This is a genomic window from Flavobacterium psychrotrophum (assembly GCF_003403075.1).
Taxonomy (GTDB): domain Bacteria; phylum Bacteroidota; class Bacteroidia; order Flavobacteriales; family Flavobacteriaceae; genus Flavobacterium; species Flavobacterium psychrotrophum.
In genome coordinates this window covers 4,385,554-4,405,392 of the sequence record NZ_CP031557.1, presented here as the reverse complement: position 1 = coordinate 4,405,392, position 19,839 = coordinate 4,385,554, and the positions used below count along the sequence as shown (strand labels likewise).

The 19,839-nt window shown below is 41.7% G+C and carries 21 protein-coding genes; 5 read left to right on the top strand and 16 right to left on the bottom strand.

Annotated features, from left to right (window positions below; translation table 11 throughout):
* Positions 1-17 precede the first annotated feature (17 nt).
* The 3 genes from DYH63_RS19160 to DYH63_RS19150 form a co-directional block, all read right to left on the bottom strand.
* Positions 18-1,559, bottom strand: coding sequence for an acyl-CoA carboxylase subunit beta (locus DYH63_RS19160; RefSeq protein ID WP_116790326.1), 1,542 nt, complete (start codon positions 1,557-1,559; stop codon positions 18-20).
* Positions 1,560-1,566: 7 nt separating this feature from the next.
* Positions 1,567-3,009, bottom strand: a complete 1,443-nt coding sequence (gene accC, locus DYH63_RS19155; RefSeq protein ID WP_116790325.1) for an acetyl-CoA carboxylase biotin carboxylase subunit — start codon at positions 3,007-3,009, stop codon at positions 1,567-1,569.
* Between the two features lie 200 nt (positions 3,010-3,209).
* Positions 3,210-3,695, bottom strand: a complete 486-nt coding sequence (locus DYH63_RS19150; RefSeq protein ID WP_116790324.1) for an acyl-CoA carboxylase biotin carboxyl carrier protein subunit — start codon at positions 3,693-3,695, stop codon at positions 3,210-3,212.
* A gap of 209 nt (positions 3,696-3,904) precedes the next feature.
* Between DYH63_RS19150 and DYH63_RS19145 the strand changes: the two genes are divergently transcribed.
* The gene (locus DYH63_RS19145) at positions 3,905-4,486 is read left to right on the top strand and encodes a DUF3575 domain-containing protein (RefSeq protein WP_116790323.1); all 582 of its coding nucleotides are present in this window, start codon (positions 3,905-3,907) and stop codon (positions 4,484-4,486) included.
* Between the two features lie 235 nt (positions 4,487-4,721).
* On the opposite strand, the gene DYH63_RS19140 is transcribed toward DYH63_RS19145, so the two are convergent.
* The 12 genes from DYH63_RS19140 to DYH63_RS19085 form a co-directional block, all read right to left on the bottom strand.
* Complete coding sequence (locus DYH63_RS19140) at positions 4,722-5,189, bottom strand: hypothetical protein (RefSeq protein ID WP_116790322.1); 468 nt, start codon at positions 5,187-5,189, stop codon at positions 4,722-4,724.
* Positions 5,190-5,250: 61 nt separating this feature from the next.
* Positions 5,251-5,718 (bottom strand): hypothetical protein, encoded by a 468-nt coding sequence (locus DYH63_RS19135; RefSeq protein WP_116790321.1) that lies wholly within the window; start codon positions 5,716-5,718, stop codon positions 5,251-5,253.
* A gap of 23 nt (positions 5,719-5,741) precedes the next feature.
* Positions 5,742-6,323 (bottom strand): nicotinate (nicotinamide) nucleotide adenylyltransferase, encoded by a 582-nt coding sequence (gene nadD, locus DYH63_RS19130; RefSeq protein WP_116790320.1) that lies wholly within the window; start codon positions 6,321-6,323, stop codon positions 5,742-5,744.
* A 3-nt stretch (positions 6,324-6,326) separates the two neighbouring features.
* Positions 6,327-6,881 carry an acyltransferase gene (locus DYH63_RS19125; protein WP_116790319.1) on the bottom strand — a complete coding sequence of 185 codons (555 nt, stop codon included), beginning with the start codon at positions 6,879-6,881 and terminating at the stop codon, positions 6,327-6,329.
* Positions 6,882-6,908: 27 nt separating this feature from the next.
* On the bottom strand, positions 6,909-7,214 hold the full coding sequence (locus DYH63_RS19120; protein WP_116790318.1) for a hypothetical protein: 306 nt from the start codon (positions 7,212-7,214) through the stop codon (positions 6,909-6,911).
* A gap of 228 nt (positions 7,215-7,442) precedes the next feature.
* Positions 7,443-8,015, bottom strand: coding sequence for a guanylate kinase (gene gmk, locus DYH63_RS19115; RefSeq protein WP_116790317.1), 573 nt, complete (start codon positions 8,013-8,015; stop codon positions 7,443-7,445).
* A gap of 123 nt (positions 8,016-8,138) precedes the next feature.
* Positions 8,139-8,999, bottom strand: coding sequence for a YicC/YloC family endoribonuclease (locus DYH63_RS19110; protein ID WP_116790316.1), 861 nt, complete (start codon positions 8,997-8,999; stop codon positions 8,139-8,141).
* 148 nt (positions 9,000-9,147) lie between these two features.
* Positions 9,148-9,498 (bottom strand): arsenate reductase family protein, encoded by a 351-nt coding sequence (locus DYH63_RS19105; protein WP_116790315.1) that lies wholly within the window; start codon positions 9,496-9,498, stop codon positions 9,148-9,150.
* Between the two features lie 54 nt (positions 9,499-9,552).
* Positions 9,553-10,905: a magnesium transporter gene (mgtE, locus tag DYH63_RS19100; protein ID WP_116790314.1), complete on the bottom strand. Its 1,353-nt coding sequence runs from the start codon at positions 10,903-10,905 to the stop codon at positions 9,553-9,555.
* Positions 10,895-11,674 carry a 16S rRNA (adenine(1518)-N(6)/adenine(1519)-N(6))-dimethyltransferase RsmA gene (rsmA, locus tag DYH63_RS19095; RefSeq protein WP_116790313.1) on the bottom strand — a complete coding sequence of 260 codons (780 nt, stop codon included), beginning with the start codon at positions 11,672-11,674 and terminating at the stop codon, positions 10,895-10,897. The genes mgtE and rsmA overlap by 11 nt, the downstream gene beginning before the upstream one ends.
* A gap of 52 nt (positions 11,675-11,726) precedes the next feature.
* Positions 11,727-12,047: a DUF4286 family protein gene (locus tag DYH63_RS19090; protein ID WP_116790897.1), complete on the bottom strand. Its 321-nt coding sequence runs from the start codon at positions 12,045-12,047 to the stop codon at positions 11,727-11,729.
* Positions 12,048-12,385: 338 nt separating this feature from the next.
* A complete protein-coding gene (locus DYH63_RS19085; protein ID WP_116790312.1) occupies positions 12,386-13,873 on the bottom strand; it encodes a hypothetical protein in 1,488 nt (495 codons plus the stop codon).
* 134 nt (positions 13,874-14,007) lie between these two features.
* Between DYH63_RS19085 and yiaA the strand changes: the two genes are divergently transcribed.
* From yiaA to DYH63_RS19070, 3 genes are all read left to right on the top strand, one after another.
* Positions 14,008-14,502 (top strand): inner membrane protein YiaA, encoded by a 495-nt coding sequence (gene yiaA / locus DYH63_RS19080; protein WP_116790311.1) that lies wholly within the window; start codon positions 14,008-14,010, stop codon positions 14,500-14,502.
* A 265-nt stretch (positions 14,503-14,767) separates the two neighbouring features.
* The gene (locus DYH63_RS19075; RefSeq protein ID WP_116790310.1) at positions 14,768-16,042 is read left to right on the top strand and encodes a DUF2157 domain-containing protein; all 1,275 of its coding nucleotides are present in this window, start codon (positions 14,768-14,770) and stop codon (positions 16,040-16,042) included.
* Positions 16,032-16,589, top strand: coding sequence for a GDYXXLXY domain-containing protein (locus tag DYH63_RS19070; protein ID WP_116790309.1), 558 nt, complete (start codon positions 16,032-16,034; stop codon positions 16,587-16,589). The genes DYH63_RS19075 and DYH63_RS19070 overlap by 11 nt, the downstream gene beginning before the upstream one ends.
* A gap of 143 nt (positions 16,590-16,732) precedes the next feature.
* Here the strand turns inward: DYH63_RS19070 and DYH63_RS19065 are convergent, their stop codons facing one another.
* Entirely contained in the window at positions 16,733-17,599 is an 867-nt protein-coding gene (locus DYH63_RS19065) for an Abi family protein (RefSeq protein WP_116790308.1), read from the bottom strand.
* Between the two features lie 164 nt (positions 17,600-17,763).
* Here DYH63_RS19065 and DYH63_RS19060 point away from each other — a divergent pair, with 164 nt between their 5' ends.
* Positions 17,764-19,833, top strand: a complete 2,070-nt coding sequence (locus DYH63_RS19060) for a site-specific recombinase (RefSeq protein ID WP_116790307.1) — start codon at positions 17,764-17,766, stop codon at positions 19,831-19,833.
* The last annotated feature ends 6 nt before the right edge of the window (positions 19,834-19,839 follow it).

Sequence of the window (19,839 nt, the reverse complement as noted above, 5' to 3'; positions counted from 1 at the left end):
CATTAAACCAAATTCATTTACAATGGTATATTACCATGTTTGCGTTTAGGAGTATCTACCGTTTTATGTTCTAAAATGCTAAAGGCTTTCAGCAATTTGCGGCGGGTATCTTTTGGTAATATTACTTCATCTACAAAACCACGTTGGGCAGCGGTGTATGGGTTGGCAAACTTATCGGCATACTCTGCCTCTTTTTCTAAAAGCTTTGCAGCAGGGTCTTCGGCTTCGCTTATCTCTTTTTTAAAGATAATCTCACTTGCCCCCTTTGCCCCCATTACAGCAATTTCGGCACTTGGCCACGCATAGTTAAAGTCGGCACCTATGTGTTTACTGTTCATTACATCATAAGCCCCGCCATAAGCCTTACGGGTAATAACCGTAACCCGTGGCACAGTAGCCTCGCTAAGCGCATAGAGCAGCTTGGCGCCATGCACAATAATACCGCTCCACTCCTGGTTGGTACCCGGTAAAAAACCCGGTACATCTACTAACACCAGTAACGGAATATTAAAGCAGTCGCAAAAACGCACAAATCGTGCGGCCTTAGTACTGCTGTTAACATCAAGCACCCCGGCCAGATAGGCAGGTTGGTTAGCCACAACACCTATGCTTCGGCCACCCAGGCGTGCAAAGCCTACAATGATGTTTTCGGCGAATGCCTTATGTACTTCATAGAAGCTGTCTTCATCTATAATGCCTTGTATTACCTTGTGCATATCATACGGCTTATTGGCATTATCAGGAATAATATCACTTAGCACATCGCGCACCTCATCAGCAAAATTCACATTGAGTTTTGGCGCAGTTTCGCGGTTGTTTTGCGGCAGGTAGCTTAGCAGGGTCTTGATATCTTCAAGGCACTGCACATCGTTAGCAGACGTTATGTGTGCCACGCCACTTTTTGTACTGTGGGTACTCGCACCGCCAAGTTCTTCGCTCGTTACGGTTTCGTTAGTTACTGTTTTTACCACATTGGGTCCGGTAACAAACATATAGCTGCTACCCTCTACCATCATGGTAAAATCGGTCATGGCGGGAGAATATACCGCGCCACCTGCACAGGGCCCCATTATGGCAGATATCTGCGGAATAACCCCACTGGCCTGTACATTGCGGTAAAAAATATCGGCATAGCCACCCAGTGACCTAACACCCTCCTGTATACGGGCACCACCACTATCGTTAAGCCCTATCATAGGAACGCCGGCCTTAACAGCCATATCCATAACCTTGCAAATTTTCTCGGCATGGGTTTCAGAAAGTGCGCCACCAAAAACGGTAAAATCCTGTGCAAAAACATACACAGCCCTTCCGTTTATGGTACCATATCCGGTAATAACGCCATCGCCATAATAGGTTTCTTTATCCATACCAAAATCGGTAGTGCGGTGGGTAACCAGCATGCCTATTTCTTCAAACGAACCTTCATCTAGAAGATAGGCTACACGTTCGCGTGCGGTAAGTTTCTTTTTACTATGTTGTGTAGCAATACGCTTTTCGCCACCGCCCAGCTGGGCAAGGGCTATCTTATTATTTAATGCTTGTATTTTATCTTCCATGGGTAGTTTACAAAATGGGTAGTCGTAGTTGTTTGCTATCTTCAAGGTATTGCTTAAGGGCAATATAAGCAGCTATTTCGGCCTCTGTATCCAGTTGTGCTTTGAGCTTATCGGCATCATAATACTTCTTTACGAAATGCGTATCGAAATTACCGGAACGAAAAGCCTCATGCTCCATTACAAAAGTGCCAAAAGGCAACGTGGTAACCACCCCTTTAATCTTATATTGGGCAATGGCCTGTATCATTTTCTCAATCGCTTCGGCACGGTCTTTACCATATGTAATAAGCTTGCTCAGCATGGGGTCATAATAAATAGGCACATCCATACCCTGTTCAAAACCGTTGTCTACACGGATCCCTTCGCCCACCGGGAGTTCATACACTTCGAGGTTGCCCACGTTTGGTGCAAAATCTGCCAGCGGATCTTCGGCATATACGCGCAGTTCCATTGCGTGGCCTTTAATGTGCAGGTCTTCCTGCTTAATGGGTAATGCTTCGCCACGGGCAACGCGAATTTGTAGCTCTACAAGGTCTAAGCCCGTAATCATTTCCGTTACCGGATGCTCTACCTGTAACCGGGTATTCATTTCAAGGAAATAGAAGTTGAGCTTTTCATCTAAAAGAAACTCTACCGTACCCGCACCAAGATAGTTACAGGCCTGTGCCACCTTTACGGCAGCCTCGCCCATAGCCTTACGAATCTCTGGTGTAAGAACCGATGACGGCGCCTCTTCGACCACCTTTTGATGGCGACGCTGCACGCTGCACTCACGCTCAAATAAGTATAAGGTATTACCATGGCTGTCTGCCATTACCTGTATCTCGATATGGCGGGGCGAACCCACATATTTTTCAATGAACACACTACCATCGCCAAAGGCAGAAGTAGCCTCGCTGATAGCACGATCCATTTGCGATTCAAACTCGGCTTCGTTCTCTACAATACGCATGCCTTTACCACCACCGCCCGCACTGGCTTTTATCAGTATAGGGAAACCTATTTCTTTAGATATGGCTTTGGCTTTAGCCACATCGGTAATGGCCTCGTCTACGCCCGGTACCATGGGTATGCCATACTCTTTAACGGCATCTTTAGCGCCCAGCTTGCTCCCCATAATACGGATGGCATCTGGCCGCGGACCAATAAACGTTATACCGGCATTAGTAACAGCTTCGGCAAAATTTGCATTTTCGCTCAAAAAGCCATAACCGGGGTGTATGGCATCTGCACCGGTTTCTTTAGCAGCAGCAATTATCTTATCCATAACCAGGTAACTCTGGCTACTGGGCGCCTGGCCTATAAACACGGCCTGGTCTGCAAATTTTATATGTGGGGCATTACGGTCGGCAGCACTGTAAACAGCTACGGTTTTAATGCCCATATTTTTAGCGGTTTTCATTACCCTTATGGCAATTTCGCCGCGATTAGCTACAAGTATTTTTTTCAATTTAAGTTTGTTTTACACGGGTTACACAAAGTTTCACAGAGAAGGCACAAAGTCACTCAGAGTCATTTTTCAGGTTCGCAAAGCTGTGTGTTTATAACTATTGCCATACAGCTTTGTGTCCCTCCGCCTACGGCGGTTTTCATTGTGTACGTTGTGGTTAATTAGCCTCTTTTTTTATTCAATTTCAACGATTAAATAACCTACTCAAACTCTATAAGCAACTGCCCTTTATCTACGGCCTGGCCTTTAGTTACGGCTATGCTTTTTATAACACCCGCACGTGGCGAATGGAACGTGTTTTCCATCTTCATGGCTTCGAGTATCAGCAGGGTATCGTTTTCCTGTACTTCCTGTCCTTCGGTAACGGCTATTTCGAGTATAAGTCCCGGAATAGGTGCTTTTATATCATTTACCTGCTTTGCGGTGCCTATCTCAAAACCCATGTTTTTAATAAGCCTGTCCAGCGCATTGCCTATATGAACCTCATATGTGTTATTATTAATAGCAACAGTATAGGTTTTTTTCAGGAAGCTTTTTGATACTACCTCTGCCCTATACGGCAGGTTATCTTTTAAAACATGGTAGCTGCCCTCTGCAGTGCTTATGGCATCAAAGGCGGCAAGCTGCGCTTCGGTAATGTCAATTTCAGTATTGCCATTAATCGATAGTGTAAACGTATCATTCATTTTTTAACGGTTAAGTATTGTAAAGATATTTAAGAAAACGGTATAGTAATTGTATTGATTGATAAATTAACAGCGATTTACTGAAAAAATTAAAGAATTTATTTATTTAACAAAGGCAACCTTTTACATTTTACCACATCTATTAAACACCAGTAATATAATTAATATTTAAATTTTTAGTTCTTACATAAACCAAACAATTTTCGCCAATGAAACACATTACCTTATTAATCACCCTGTTAACTACAGGATTTATTACAACAACGTATGCGCAGGCCGACTCAACCAGCGTATTGAACAAGAAACATGAATTTAAGATTGGCGCCATTAAGCTTTTAGCCGGCGGAATTTTAGATGTAACCTATGAACGCATTCACTCTGAGGATTTTACTTATGGAATTTCTCTTTTAGGTAACCTCGACAGTAAAAACAACGAGTATCCCGAAGACTTTTCTGTAACACCTTTTGCGCGTTTCTATTTTACAGAGCCTAAGTATTATGGTGCAAGAGGATTTTTTATAGAGGGATTTGGTAAATTCATTGCAGGCCGTGATTATAACGGATACGTTGAGTCGTATTATGTAGACAATAACGGCAATGGCTTTTACAGTTACCACGACAAGCGAGAAAACTACACTGCCGCATCAGTAGGTATTTCATTAGGATGGAAATGGATAAACCGTTCAGGTTTTGTATTTGAAATACTTGCCGGAGGGGGTCGCAACTTTGGTGGATCTAATGCGCCGGACGCTTCTTTTAGGGGCGACTTTAACCTGGGTTACAGGTTTTAAAACTTACTTTTTATTTTACTTAAAAGCCACAAAGTACATTTGCATTGTGGCTTTTATATTTATACCAAATGAAAATATAATGTAGTTCAGATATTTTTTCTCGCAAAGGCGCAGAGGCGCAAAGCTGTACAATATGTTTCGACGTAAGCTACAAAGATTTGCGACTCCTATGTTTGCAAAGCAATATCTTTGCGTAACATTTAATCAATTGAACTATAAGTAATGTGAAATGGTATTAGTTACGTCTGGATATGGCTTGCTTCCATTCTTTTCTCTTATCATAAAGACGTAATACAACATCTGTAAATATGATGATTTCTATACGGAGCGAAAAGTGCCCTGAGAATAATCCTTTGGAAAAAACTGCGGTACAAAGCAGTAGCATTATTCCAAAACAGATGCGTCCTATTGCGGCGGCCTCTCTCTTCTCAAACCAAAGCATTAAAGCAGCCATGAGCATAAAAAGATAAAGCAATACAGAGACTACAGGGTAATAAGGATATGGTATGAGCCAGTTAATTTGAAAGACATCAAACGCAAAAACGTAGCCCTGTGTGAGGCTATAAGCATCTGAAATAAGGAAAACTGTAGTAAAACCCAGATAGACAAACAAGATGCCCCATATCCACCAGGGCAGCAGGCTGCGCCGATAAACGGTTTTAACACCTTCAAATTCTGAAAAGTCGTGATCCTGTTCTTCCATAGCTATATAAACGAAAGGTCAAGGTAGTTATTATTTACACCCGTTTATGTCAAAAAAAAGCTTAGTCTCTGCCAGTTCGGGAAACTGCGGTGAGTTCCCAATCATATTCCAGTTGGTCTAATTTACGATAAAACAAAATCAGGAAAATAATTTCTAACCGAATCATAAAATTACCCGACGAAATTGACCCTATTGTTGTGGCAATACTAATAAGAACACCTACTATGGCGCATATTTTCCCCAACTGTATGGCCTGTTTTTTCTCCTGCCACAGGTAGAAACCTGTCAATCCGCTCAATGCCATAAAAAGTGTCGATGCCAATTGCCCAAAAGGTGCCGGAAGTACAGCATCAAGGCCGTAAAGCGACACATTAGGTATACTTGACATTATTGAGGATATTGCTACTGTAAATATGGACAATACTCCTGCTATCATAAAAGCCCAGCTAAAAAAACGTATCCACCACGGTAGTAATGAGCGTCGGTATATTACTCCTGCACCATCAAACTCTTTAAAATTATCTTCCATATGTTATTTGGTTGGTTTTGGTTTTACTTTTTATAGAACAAATTATGCTCTACATAATGCCAGACTTTTTCCGGCAATAGCGGACGTACATTTTTACCCTCTTTAATACTGTTTCTTATAAACGTGCTCGATATCTCTATAACCGGCGCCTCTACACGATGCGTGCGTGCAGCGGCAGCAATCTCAGGGTTTATAACTTCCGTATTAATGCGGGGGTACACGTAAATATCATGGCTTTGCAACAGTACTTCATAATTCTTCCATTTGTGAAGGCTGTTAAGATTGTCCTCTCCCATTATCAGCGAAAATTTATGCGTAGGAAATTTTTCTTTCAAATGCACCAGTGTATTTACCGTATAGTTAGGTTGCGAGAGGCGAAACTCTATATCACTTGGCTTAAGCTTAGGATAATCTTCGGTAGCCAGAAATACCATTTGCAGGCGGTGGTGGTCTTCCAGCAAAGTGCTTTTCTTTTTTAGCGGATTGTGTGGCGTAACTACCAGCCATATCTGGTCGAGTCCACTGTACTCTGCCATGTGGTTTGCTATGATAAGATGCCCGGTATGTATGGGGTTAAACGTCCCGAAATATAATCCTACTTTCATAAATTACTTTAAGTAGGCCGTACCATATTTTGCGGCCATTTGTTTCAGTACTTCTTTATTTTGTAAAGACACACCCTGTGCCTCAGAAAATGCTTCACCAAAAGTATTTTCAGCATTCATCCTGGCCTTTTCGGCAGCAATGTAAACATCTGTATGTTCTAAAAAACGGGCGGGGTTACCGGCGTGTATACAGTTATCCGGCACATCTTTAGTAACTACACTACCGGCACCTATAATAACATTGTTACCTATAGTAACGCCGGGCATTATAATACTGCCTGCGCCTATAAATACCCGGTTGCCTATTTTTACATTCCTTATTCTTGTATGCTCTAAAAACCACCAAGTACTGGCATCATGAGCCAGTATGTGCACATTAGGCGCAAGACTTACATCATTACCTATTTCAATATGGTATGAATGCGAATCGTCTATAATACATCCCTGTTGCATATGAAAGTTAGTACTTACTTTTAACCCTTTCTTCTTAAGCCGTTCAATAACATTTTCATTACTGATGCCTAAAAGGCGTTTAACGGTTTTCTTTATAAAATTCATGCTTCGGATTTTTAATCTCGTCGGATACTATCTTATCACCGGAAAAGGCGCCTTGTGATTTTTCACAAACTCTTTGGCTTCTTCTAAAGTTTTAGGATACTGAACTCTCACATGGTTATTATCATAAGCCGCACCAAACCTTAATCCCTTTTCTATTAAGAATCTCACTAATTTCCATCCGGCAATATCAGTTTTCTTAGGCGGTTTAAACTTATGATTAACCAATATCATTTGCTCATTGCATTGGGTACAGTTAGACTCTCTTACATCATTATAATCCATCCCTGTACTAAAGGCAATGTTACAATTTAAACAAACATTTTTATACCCCATCTTATTATGCTTTAGTTTGTTTCACACCTATAAATAACAGAAATTCATAATAACAAAGCAATTTTATCATTCTGACGAAAACAAGAAATTTGCGATTAATCTCTCGCAAAGCCGCTAAGCCTGAATCTTAAAACTTCCTTGCGTTCCGTCAGGATTACAAAGCAATCTTGTCATTCCGACGACAGGAGGAATCTCACGCAACATAGTGAGATACTTAACTACAAACAGTTATGCTCCTACAAAATCTTTTACCAGCTGATAAGCATCAGCCTTAGCGGTATCAAGGTCGTAGTTTTTGATGATGGTATCGAACTGTGGTGCAGTGGCAAGTTCTACAGATGCCTTGGCAATACGCATATTAATTTTGTCTTCGCTCTCTGTACTACGCTTTTTAAGGCGAATTTTAAGCTCATCAATACTTGGTGGCTTTACAAATACAGCCAGGGTTTCTTCAGGAAATTTACGCTTTATGCGCAGGCCACCCGCAACGTCGATATCAAATATTACGTTCTTGCCCTGTGCCCAGATGCGTTCTATCTCGGTTTTTAGCGTACCGTAAAAATTATCGCGGTATACCTCTTCCCACTCTACAAAATCTTCGTTCTTGATGTGCTTTTTAAAATCTTCAAGCGATATAAAGTGGTAATGCTCGCCATGCAGTTCGCCCTCGCGCGCCTCGCGTGTTGCTGCCGAAACAGAAAATGCCAGGTTAAGTTCTGGGTGTTGCAGCAAATGCCTTACTATAGTAGTTTTTCCCGACCCGGAAGGCGCCGAGAATACAATTAGTTTTCCTTTGTTCATTGTGTGTGTGTTTAGTTGTCAGTTGATGGTTGTCAGTTGTTAGGAGCTTCCATTAGCTGAAAACTTCAACAATAGTTGACTTGTTGGGAGCTTCCAACAACCATCAACTGACAACCATCAACCCTATAGCACGTTTAAAACCTGCTCTTTTATTTTTTCAAGTTCATCTTTCATCTGCACCACCAGTTTTTGCATACCGCTGTGGTTTGCCTTACTGCCCATGGTATTTATTTCGCGCCCCATTTCCTGGCCTATAAAGCCCAGTTTACGTCCGTTAGCCTCAGTACCGGCAAGGGTTTCTATAAAATAGTTAAGGTGGGTTTCCAGGCGTACCTTTTCTTCGGTAATGTCCATTTTCTCAAGATAGAAAATAAGCTCCTGTTCAAAACGGTTTTCGTCTACATTAACCTCAAGTTCGGCAATGCTGTTGCGCAGGCGGTCTTTTACATTTTGAATGCGCTCGCTGTCAAAAGCCACAGCATCATTCATCAGCCTCATAATGTTACCTATGCGCACTAAAAATTCTTTTTCAAGCGATGTCCCTTCCGTTACACGAAAGTTATATATGTTTTGTAAAGCCTCGTCTATAACGCTGCTTATTTGTGCCCAGTCATTTTCGTCTATTTCCTCACGTTCCGTTTTAAGGGCATCGGGCATACGTACTGCCATCTTCATCAGCTCTGTAGCATCGCCACCGGGTATAACCTCCTGCATCTGCGCAATGTAAGCCTTTACAATAGGCACATTTATTTTTGATGAAGTTTCTTCTCCCGTAATTTCTATAAAGAGCGAAAAATCTACCTTGCCACGCTCCAGTTTCTGTGCGATCTTGTTGCGAAGCCCCAGCTCCATTTCCCTGAATGCCGAGGGCATACGCACATTAAGGTCGAGACCTTTACTGTTTAGCGATTTAACCTCTACGGTGATTTTTTTTGTGGGCATTTGCAGTGATGCTTTGCCGAAGCCCGTCATAGACTGTATCATGAAATGAATTTAGTTGAGCAAAGGTAAGAAAATAATGGAACGCGGATAACGCGGATGCTTCGCAAACACGGATTTACGCAGATTTTTAAACACAATCAATCCCTTTTTCAAAGATTATTAGAAAATCTGCGGAATTTACGGCTATATTTTATTTGAGGTAGTCAACCGCCTCTGCAACGGTATTGGCTTTGTTACCTATAAATATCTTATCATTTGCAATAATAACGGGGCGCTTTAAAAAGGTATAATGCTCCAGGATCAAATCTTTATAATCTGCTTCGGTCAGTGGCTTATCTTTCAGTCCGCGCTCTTTATATAGTGTTGCGTTACGGCTAAAAAGTGCTTCGTAGCTGCCTGCCATTTCGTGCATTTCTTCAAGCTGGGCTGTAGTAATGGGCTGGGTTTTTATCTCCTGCAATTCAAAAGTTTCCAGGTGCGGAATTTGCTTTAGTATTTTTACGCAGGTAGAACAGGTTTTAAGGTGGTATATTTTTTTCATGGAAGTGTCAATGGTTATTTATAATAGGGTGTAATTATAGTTTTTTCTAAAAAACTAAAACCCAAGGATAAGCTGTGCTATGGTGAAATAAATAAGGATACCACAAATATCGTTACTGGTAGTTATAAACGGGCCTGTAGCAAGGGCAGGGTCAATGCCTATTTTATTTAGCAATATAGGCACAAAGGTACCTATGAGCGAAGCTATTACAATTACCGAAACTAATGATATACTTACCGTTAATCCCACTTCATAGCTTACACCCAAGAACAGGTGGCTGCCCACTATTAGTATAATAGCCAGTAGCGCGCCGTTTAGCAAGCTTAGTAGTATTTCTTTTATAAGGCGGTTCCATAATGAACCGGATATGCTGTTATTTGCCAGACCCTGCACAATGATAGCGCTGGATTGTACACCCACATTACCTGCCATTGCAGCAATAAGCGGGGTAAAAAAGAAAAGTTCTTTATGGCTGGTCATGGCTCCGCTAAAACCATTAAGCAGCTTTACACTTATAAAGCCCCCCAGTAGTGCCAGTACAAGCCACGGTAAACGCGCCTTGGTAAGATCAAGAATACTGTCATCTGCCTCTACGTCCTGAGAGATACCCGCTGCAAGTTGGTAATCCTTATCGGCTTCTTCTTTAATAACGTCTATAATATCATCAATGGTAATACGCCCTACAAGGCGGCCAAGCTCATCTACTACCGGTATGGCTTCAAGGTCATAGCGCTGCATAATACGCGCCACCTCAACATCGGGGGTATTTACTTTTACAAAGTCTACCTTAGGTATGTAAACTTCTTTTATCATGGTACGTGTGCTGGTAACCAAAAGGTCTTTTAGCGAAAGGCGGCCCTTAAGCCTGTTTTCGTCGTCTACCACATAAATAGAATGCACACGCTGCACATTAGCAGCCTGTTCGCGCATTTCTTTTACGCAGGTAAGCACGCTCCAGTTTTCGTTAACCTGCACAAGCTCTTTACCCATAAGTCCGCCCGCCGTATCATCATCATAACGCAAAAGATCTACAATGTCTTTAGCGTGCTCTACGTCGAGTATTTCAGAGATTACCTCCTCCTTCATGTCAGCAGGAAGTTCGCCAATAATATCGGCGGCATCATCCGTACTCAGCTCATCAAGCTCTTCGGCAATTTCTTTGGGCGAAAGCCCGCGGAGTATTTTTTCCCTTACCTCTTCATCCAGCTCCAAAAGGATCTCAGATGTTTTTTCGCTATCAAGTATATGAAACAGGTAAATGGCATCAGCATCATCCAGTTCGCCCATTATTTCGGCAATATCGGCGTAGTGAATATCTTCGAGCATGTCTACCAGCTCATTTTCACGGTTTTCGCTTATATATTGCTCAATCTGGGCGAGGTAATCCCTGCTGATCTTAAACTCCATCGGCGGCTATTTTTTGCGTAAGGGTTATAAACTGCTCCACCGAAAGCTGCTCGGGGCGCAGGTCAAAGATACTATCTTGTTTTAAACTATCAGAGGTGATATAGCTTTTCAGGCTGTTTCGCATTGTTTTCCTGCGCTGGTTAAAGGCTGCCTTTACCACGCTGAAAAACATTTTTTCGTCTACCGGCAGATGAAAATTTTCTTTCCTCCTGAGCCTCAGCACACCACTTTTAACTTTTGGCGGCGGGTTAAATACATCTTCTGATACTGTAAAAAGGTATTCGGCATCATAAAATGCCTGCACCAGTACCGATAAGATACCGTATGTTTTACTGCCTTTTTTCTCGCAAATGCGCTCAGCTACTTCTTTTTGGAACATACCGGCAAACTCCGGTATACGCTCACGAAGCTCCAGCGTACGGAATACAATTTGCGTTGAGATATTGTATGGAAAGTTACCTATGATGGCAAAAGGTTCTGTACCAAAATCTTCGGTTACATTATATCTCAAAAAGTCTTTAGATATAATATGCCCGTGCAGTTTAGGGTAGTGCGCATTAAGATATTCAACCGATTCTGTATCGATCTCAATAACATATGTCTGTATAGGCTTATCAAGCAAATACTTGGTAAGCACCCCCATACCGGGGCCTATTTCCAGCACTTTACTATACCCCTCTAATGTAAGGGTATCGGCTATATCGCGGGCTATACCTTCATCTTTTAAAAAATGCTGCCCCAGGTGCTTTTTGGCTTTTACTTTATCCATGCTGCAAATATCGCTGTTTATGGGCAATAACGCTAAGTAGCTGCCTTAATTTTTAAACCACCCTAAACTCCTGTACAATTTCCAGCTCTGTGCGGAACTGTAATACCATATCGCCAAAAAGCTGCTGCATCTCAGCACGCATTGCCGGCGAGTGTTCACGATAGTATTCATCAAGCTTTTCGCGGCTGTCTGCACTGTACTGTACAGAGTATGTGGTTCCGCCGTGCTCTTCTTCTACCAGCACCTTTACAATTTTTATCTTGTAGAATTTGCCTGTTGCCATAATAGCAGGCACATGTTTATCCATCATCCACTCCAGCCACTGGTTGTGCACAGAGTCGTCTACGTTACTGGTTACGTTATAAATTATCATTTTGTTTGTTATTTGTGTGTGGATAGGTATTTGATTATTCAATAAAAATAAATATCATTTTTAAGCAAATCATCAAAGGCAAAGATAGCGCAGTGCACGGAAATGGGGTTATAATATTTTTGTAAATTTTAATGATTGAAACGAGTCAAAAACAATAAAGGCTTCATAATACCACAGACCATATCATCCTTATTATTAACCACATAGACACATAGCCTTACAAATACTAAAGAATAGATAGAAAATAAATTTCGCACATAGCATAGCTTCTTCTATAAAAAACGCTGCCTTATTAAGAGCATTAGCTATAAACGCTATGTGGTTAAACAAAACCATTTTTATTTCAGCAATTCTAAAGCAGCTTCATAAGCCGTTTTCTTTCCGGCTTTTGCTAAGAGCCAGCCCAAAAAGCTAATTACAAAAATATCCTCTTTAATCTCTGGGTTCATAATACTAATAATGCCTTTTTTAAAATCAGGATGCTGGGCAATCTCAGGTTTTAAAATGTAGCGTTCTACCATAAGCGCATACTCCATTACACGTTGCTCGCGCACTTCTGCAAGGTATTTTTTGTAGCGCCGCTTAAAGCTTTTAAGCCGGGCAAGCGCCAGTTCTTCGTTTTCGAACTGTGCATGCATCAGTATTTCCAGCAGGTTTTTGCGAATCGTCCAGAGCATACCCAGTTTCTTTTCATACCAGGCATCGGTATGGTTAAACTGGTTCATGTATTTTATAGAAGCCTTATTATGATGCTGCACTAAAAACATGGTAATGCAAATGCGCAGGTCATTCACATCCTGTGGTTCTGCCTTTTTAGGTGTGGCTTTAAGAGCCTTCTCGGCCAAAGCAAGCGCAGCTTCTCCCTGCCCGGTAAAGTGAAGATTGAGCGACGTAAGCAACTGATGCCTTATATAAAAACGCGGCTGATAGCGTCCGTTTTGCTTTTGCATTTGTTCGCCCATAAGCTTAAGATACCTGTTACTTTCATCGAACCTATGGTTCCGGAAGTTGATGTTCGCCAAAAAGTACAGTATGTATATGTGGTAGTACAACTGCCCCTCTGCTCTATCTTTTCTGGACTCTATAAACTTATAACTCTTTGTTACAAAAGGCTCTACAAGGGTAAAGTTATGGTTCATGGTCGCATACTCATTGGCAATAAATAATATTTGGTACAGCGATTTATAAGTAAGCACCTCATCTAACGACACACCCAGGCTGCCCATGGTATCTAAAATAAACGCACCAAAGTCTACCACCTTGCCGCGCAGATGTATCTCGCCCAGTTCGCGGCGCAATAAGGCATAGGCTATATTAAGCTGCGCTTCCTGCTGCATCTGCTGTTGGTTACGCCTGAATTTTTCTATCAATACATCAAGCGCTTCGGCGGGGTTAATGTGCGCGTACTGCAGGCGGGTAAGGTAAATTTCGTTAAGCAGGCTAAACTGTTCCAGAGGCAGTGCTTTAGCTTCGGCTTTAGCCAGACATTTAAAGGCGGTTTTGGTTAAATGATGTTCCAGAAAAAACCGGCTTACCACGAGTAACCTCAGCACCTCGTTAGCCTCGCTGGTATTTTTCTCAAAAGTGCGGTTTGCCATAAATTCTACCAGGCTATCGTGCAGCCTTTTGCGCAATGCATGGTAGGCATCATCATTTTTCTGTCCTTTATATAAATTATTTATACTATTTATATCGTCAGTTTCTATTAATTTAAACAACTGCGTATTCTTGGTATCGGCACGCTTGTTCTTTTTACGAAGATAGAGATTGAAACTCCTTTTATCTTCATAATTCATTAATGATATGATATCTGTAATAGCGTTCATGACGATAGGATATAGAAGTTCAAAAGTATAAAAAAACAAATTTATATCGTCAGTTTTATTTAAAAATTAGGTTTCCGGGGCATAGATTCTGCTACATCTTTGCATCAGAATTAATAACCAAAACAATTTTAATTATGGAACCGCTAAGAACATTTGACGTAAACGAAACAACAACTGCAAACGCAGGAAAAGAGAAAAAAAGAAACAACGGAGATAATAACGGCCGCAGTCCGCTAAAGCCTACACCTGCTTTTATGGGTGCATCCTGGGCAGCATTGCTGGTAGGCGTTGTAGGCTACTGTATAGGGCTATGGAATGCCGATATGCAGCTTAACGAAAAAGGCTACTACTTTACCATACTGCTTTTTGGACTATTCGCTGTAATATCTGTACAAAAAAGCGTGAGGGACAAAATGGAAGGCCAGCCCGTAACCGACCTTTACTATGGCCTAAGCTGGTTTGCCACCGTAGCCAGTATAGTATTGCTTGTAATAGGATTGTGGAATGCTGATTTGCTTTTGAGCGAAAAAGGCTTCTACGGCATGTCATTCACCCTTAGTGTTTTCTCGGCCATAGCCGTACAAAAAAACACCCGTGATGCCCAACTTATAGATACCGAAAGCATATAACGCCTTAGCGGTAGCCCCGTGGTGCTGTAATGGCGCTGCGGGGTTTTTAAAATTTTAGATTCCAGAATACATTTGTCATCCTGAGTGCAGCGCAGCGGAGTCGAAGGATCTCAACTTTGCAACTCTGCTTGTTTGAGAGACAGTTAACACCTGAGATGCTTCCTATCGCCTGCCTACCGGCAGAGGCAGGTCAGCATTACAAACACATACCATTACAAGCAATCTGCTTTATTTTTCATTACTTTTAACCAAAACCATACAACCCATGGCTATATCTCATAAAGACTTACAGGAGTTAGTTACGCACAGCGTTATTACACCAGATAATGCCCGTGCTATACAACAGTACTACGCTGCCAAAAAGAACCCCGAAGGCAACACCCTGCTTACCATCTTCGGTATCTTGGGCGGTATACTAACCGGCCTGGGCATCATCCTGATTTTTGCCCACAACTGGGATAATTTTTCCCGTATTACAAAAACCACACTGGCATTCCTGCCACTTATTTTATTTCAGGCTTTTGCTGCATGGACAATACTTAAAGATAGGTCTGCTGTATGGAAAGAAGCTGCCGCCACCCTGCTGTTCTTTGCTGTAGGGTCGAGCATCTCGCTTGTTGCACAGATCTACAACATTAGTGGCGACCTTGGGCAGTTCCTCCTGACGTGGACTGTACTCTGCCTGCCGCTTATGTACCTGCTGCGCTCTAACGCAGTAACCGTACTTTGTCTGGGGTTTGCAACATGGTATGCTGCCGAAGTCAGTTACCTTAGTTATCCCGGCATTACGCCATGGCTATACCTCTTAGTAATAGCCGCCTTTGCGCCATTGTATCACAGACACCTTAAAGACCACGCCGGAAGCCATACTACCACAGCGCTAAACTGGCTTTTGCCGCTTAGTTTTATCATTTCGTTTGGTGGTTTCCTGCATGGCGCAGACGAGTTTACTTTCTTTCTTTACATGGCATTTTTTGGTTTGCTCTACACCGTGGGTGCTTATGCCCCTGCATTGCAGGATAAGGTTAACGGCTATGTTGCGCTTGGCCGCCTGGGCATGATCGCGATGTTGTTTTTCGGCTCATTCCGCTTTACGTGGCATTCCGTTATAAAAGATTATGTCACTGTGCCATTCATTATTTTTGGGCTGGTACTCGTTGCGCTCAGCGCCATAATCATCTTTGCGGCTAAAGCATTGAAAAATGCCGACCATTTTAAATACATTGTGTTTATATTCCCGCTTATTTATCTTCTGGCGATGGGTAACGATGCTGCCGCTACTGTAGCTACTAACCTGCTGTTGTTAGCTGTGGGATTGTTTTATGTACGCATGGGCATCAGGGCGCTTAACTTCCGTATCGTAAATTTTGGACTTATCATTATTACCATACTTACCATCTGTCGCTTTTTTGACACCGATCTTACTTTTGTTCTCCGCGGGCTGATGTTTGTGGGTGTAGGCCTGGGCTTTTTTGCCGCCAACTATGCCGTTGTTAAAAGAAAGAAACTAACTGCCAATACCACTACTTATGAAAACTAAACACATTCTTATAGCTTTTGCCGCCACGGCAATGGCACAGCTAATAATTCCTGCACAAATGGTATTTGAAAATGAAATGGCTTACACAAGCGGTACGGAATATAAGTTTAAAACCGAACCTGTAGACCCTAACGACCCTTTTAGGGGAAAATACATAAACCTGAATTTTGACGCCGATGAAGTTACCATGCCTGGTGATGAATGGAACTATAAAGAAAAAAGCTATGTAGTATTAGGGAAAGACAGGCAGGGCTTTGCTAAAATTGACACACTGCTACACGACAAACCTGCCAAGGGCGACTATGTACAGGTAGAAGCAAACTATACTTATGACGGCAAGGTGCGCATCACCTACCCTTTCAACCGTTTTTATATGGAAGAAAGCAAAGCTTATGATGCCGAAACCGCTTACCGCGAATACAGCCGCGACACCACCAAGGTACCTGCCTATGCCATTGTAAGCGTAAGGAAAAATGTAGCCGTGGTAAAAGATGTTATTATAAACGGGCAGAGCATACAAGATTATGTAGCGAAGGGGCAAAAGTAATATGCCGTAAACAGTAATAAAAAAACCCGGAGCAAGTCCGGGTTTAGAAGTATTTTTTTAGAGTGCACTATTAAAGCATTAAAATGAATAACAAGGCACTTATGTTGTACAAAGATACAACAAATACCCATTTATACCAAGTTCTACCCAAATTTATGTCCTATTTTTGTTTCTATTATGTTTTTTACGAAGTCATTTGTGCTATACTTCAAAAATAAGTCGTTCAATAATTTTTCCATCTCATCTTTTCTAGATGTAGATACATTACCAAGAATAAACAAAATAACTTTTATACAAGAATCTAAATTATGTCTCTCATGTCCGTTAAATTTAATCTCGGCAAATGCAGAGATACTCTTTGGCAGATTTAAGTCAAACAATACACTGCTATGTGCACAACAATTTCTTACATAAACTATTGTCTCAAATAAGTTTATAAACTTTTGTATATTTTTAACCCCATAAACTTCTGAGATTCTCTGCTTAATATCGTCCTCTTTTAGGCACTTGAATGTTTTTAAAATTGAACCAAATGTAAAAAACTCTAACGTTTTCCAAGCTGGAGCGTATGGTCCATATTTTAAATGGTGATTTTTTATTTGTTTGTTATTATTTATAAAATCGTAATCGTAATAGTCGTTAAATTTTGCTATATATTCATTACTTATAACCTTTGGATTTATAAACCAAGTTGGTGATGATTTATATTTATTAGAAACATAATAAATAAGTTTTGTCCTAAAATTTAGTTCTATCCTATTTAAATACTTTATTATAATACTCCTTAAATCAACATCCAAATAATATAATTCAACAACATTTGAAAATTTTGTACCTTCCTTAAAATTATGCTGATCATCTTTTTCAAAAGGATTCCAGTAAAAACCAAGTCGGTAATAACCTATATCAAGTAGTATCTCTTTTATCTTGTCTTCCTCATAGTCAAGTTCCATTCCACGATCAGAAAGTTTTTGAATCTGCTCTTTTATATTTGTAGCAATGTTTCCCATAAACGTATATCTATAAAGTAAATGTAAGAATATCTTCTCTTTAATCACAAAACATTGATTCAGCTAATTTTTACATACCCTCTTAACCAAAACTTAAAGTTCACCTACACAAGCTGCGTTTACATATAGATTTGTATTTTTACGTTCTAACCCAAAAAACGCCCATGAAGTTCAGGAAAACGAAAGCTGTAATGACCCTTGATGACTTCTTCAAACTAAATTTTGACGAAAACAACCTGTGGGAATACAAAGCCGATGAAGTAGACCTGCTTGCAGAACTCGTAAGCCTGTTGCGCCCCTACCACCCTGATGCACTGCCACCCGTAGACTTATCTGCATTGCTGGAAATATTGCAGGGCAATGAGCGCTACCGCATGGGACTTTCGCTTTACATAAAAGGGTTACTAAAGCAAAAAAAATTTAGCAAGATACTTACCGATGCCGGCATCCTTACCGATTCTGATTTCTTGTTTGAAGTCAAAAAACGGGTATTTTCTAAACTAATACCAGACCAGCCCCCTAAAGATTCACTGGAATATATACTAAACCAGGTTTTTTACCTGAAGACCGACCCCGTCTGGATAAAAAAGATTCCCTGCGAAAAGTTAGAGGAACTGTACCAAGCCCTGGGGTTTCATTCCATATATGTATCTGCTGAAGCAAAAAGTCCGCTATCAGAACTGCTCTTTGCCATGGAGGTACTCGTTCACCGCATTGCAGGGCGCGCCCTGGAGACTGATGTGATAGAAATGGTGCCGGAGTATGAAAACCTCGACAGCCCGTTCCTGGCCATACAAAAAGAGTTTGGTCTTATAAGCGAACGGCTTCAAGAGCAACAACAAAATTATGTGTCGCCCGATGATGTGGGTTACCGCCAGCTGCTTGTACTGCACCACCAGTGTACTGATTATGTAAAAGCAGCCTTTAAGAACAGCGAAAAGTATGGCATTTCTATCCGGGTTAACCAAAACCTGCTGCGCATACGCCAGCAGTTGGAACGCCTTGGTGTACTGTTGCCCCTGCTTGCAGTAGACGAAAACCGCGAAGCCACACAGGATACCATTCGCCTTAGCCTGAATGTAATTACTTACAACTGTGTAAAAAACAATGTGCGCAAGCTGATAAACGAAAGTACCCAGCTTATATCATACGAAATTACCCAGCATACCGCAGACACAGGCGAACATTACATTACCAATAACCGCCGCGAATATTTCAGGATGTTTTGGGCGGCATCTGGCGGTGGTATTATTGTAGGCATCCTGTGTGTTATAAAAGTACTATTAGGCAAAATAGAAACCAGCGGCTTTGGGCATGCGTTTTTCTACAGCCTTAATTATTCGTTTGGGTTTATAGCCATCTACCTTACTGGGGCTACACTGGCTACCAAGCAGCCCGCCATGACGGCAAGTGCCCTGGTGCGCGCACTCGAAAAAGGCCGCAAAAACCAGGAGCTTCCTGAAAATGAAAAATTCAATGCCTTTGCCGAATTTTTTGCACGGGTATTTCGTTCGCAGTTTATTGCCTTTGTGGGCAATGTACTTGTGGCATTTCCGGTAGCGTGGGGTGGCATCTGGCTTATCGACACGGCCTTTCACTACAACATCGCACTTACCAAGTGGTACTCCCTGGTGACCGATCTTAGCCCCATACATTCTCCCGCCATCTTTCACGCCGCCATAGCGGGTGTGTTTTTGTTCCTTTCGGGTATCATAGCAGGCAGCGTAGCCAACCGCGATAAATTTCGACATGTGTATTACCGCATTGCAGAGCATCCGCTGCTTAAAAAAAGTTTTGGTCGCACGCGCGCACAAAAACTCGCAAAATGGTATGAAAATAAATGGGCAGGTATAGTAAGCAACCTTTGGTTTGGGGTATTTATGGGCAGCACCGCTTCTATAGGGCTGTTCCTGGGGCTTGACCTTGATATTCGCCACATTACCTTTGCCAGTGGTAACCTTGCACTCGCGCTTTACGGAGCTAATTACAACATTGCAAACAACCTTATCATTTGGGGTGTGGCAGGTATCTTTGTTATTGGTATGGTTAACTTCCTTGTAAGTTTTGGATTGAGTATGTCGCTTGCATTCCGTTCGCGAAGCATACCCTTTGCCGAATTCTGGCCCGTAAGCCGCGCCATCTGGAAACACTTTAAACGCAAACCGGGTTCGTTTTTCTTCCCTAGTTTCAGGAAGAAAAAAGTACTGCTAAAAGATGAAGAAAATCAGGTTTAAAACGCA